Origin of the sequence: Mesorhizobium sp. B1-1-5, assembly GCF_006443065.1 — a bacterium.
Taxonomy (GTDB): domain Bacteria; phylum Pseudomonadota; class Alphaproteobacteria; order Rhizobiales; family Rhizobiaceae; genus Mesorhizobium.
This window is the reverse complement of record NZ_VFWS01000559.1, coordinates 1-1,133: the sequence shown is the minus strand read 5'-3', so window position 1 is coordinate 1,133 and position 1,133 is coordinate 1. Positions and strand designations below refer to the sequence as shown.

General features: G+C 65.5%; 1 protein-coding gene. It reads right to left on the bottom strand.

Annotation, left to right across the window (positions count from 1 at the left end):
- Positions 1 to 153: 153 nt before the first annotated feature.
- Complete coding sequence (locus FJ980_RS33270) at positions 154 to 942, bottom strand: ABC transporter ATP-binding protein (RefSeq protein ID WP_140547629.1); 789 nt, start codon at positions 940 to 942, stop codon at positions 154 to 156.
- Positions 943 to 1,133 lie beyond the last annotated feature (191 nt).

Here is a 1,133-nt window from a genome sequence, read left to right as displayed (position 1 = left end):
CTTTGGAGGCGCGTCGAAGGTCAGCGACTTGCCGCAGCTGTCGACCGTCACCGGAAAGGCGAAGGCCGTAGAGGCCAGCAGGGAGAAGGCAAGAGATACGGCAAGGCGTTTCACGGATGTTGCTCCTTCGTTGCACGGGAATTGGATCTGCGCTCACGAAGATGGCGCGGCACGGTTCGGAACCTCGAACACCGTCAGCTCGCGGTCCTCCGTCGGGTGGCGCAACCTAAAGACGTCGACACCGAAGATCTCGCGGATCAGCTGCTGAGTGAGTGCTTCGCGTGGCGGCGCCAGCACATGCAACCGGCCATGGCTCATCACCGCGACCCTGGTGGCGAAAGGCGTCACCAGCGCCAGATCGTGCAGCACCGCGATCACGGTCATGCCGAGGCCTGCAACCAGTTCGAGCAACTCGCTGCGCGCCCGCGGGTCGAGATGGTTGGTCGGCTCGTCGAGGAACAGGATCTTCGGCTCCTGTGCGATGGCGCGGGCAAGCTGGGCGCGCTGGCGCTCGCCGCCCGACAGCGAGCCGATGGTGCGGCCAAGCAGCGGCAACAGCCCGGTCCGGCGCAGCGCCTCGACGACAATGTCGCGTTCCTCGCTCCTGTGCCTGCGGCCGGTATGCGGAACCCGGCCGAGCTCGACATAATCGATCACCGCCAGCCGTGGATCCGGTTGATCGGTCTGGCCGACGACGGCGATGTGCAGCGCCCGCTCGGCGGTCGAAATCCTGTCCAGCAGGCGGCCGGTGAGCTTCACTTCGCCCGAACTCGGCCGCAGCATGCCCGACAGCATGCGCAGCAATGTCGTCTTGCCGGCGCCGTTGGGACCGATGATGGCGAGACGGTCGCCCGCCGCCACCGAAAGGCTGACCGGATGCACCAGATGCAGGCCATCCTCCTCTGCGGCCAGGTCGCGGGCATCGAGAAGCGGCGCGGTCATGGGCAATTCCTTGCAGGGCCTGCCGGAATACGGGCCAGCGTCTTGCTTGCCAGTCCTGCCGGACGCTGGCCTGAATTCACCTCGGTGGCGATATCGCGGCAAAGCGTGCACACGACGATGCGATGCATGGCAATGCGATGTATGCGATCGATGGAGCCGTCCAACTTCCGTCACTTTCAAAATGGCGACGG

Excerpts from the sequence above, each read along its gene's own strand:
- FJ980_RS33270 (WP_140547629.1), bottom strand. The coding sequence starts at position 942 with ATGACCGCGCCGCTTCTCGATGCCCGCGACCTGGCCGCAGAGGAGGAT.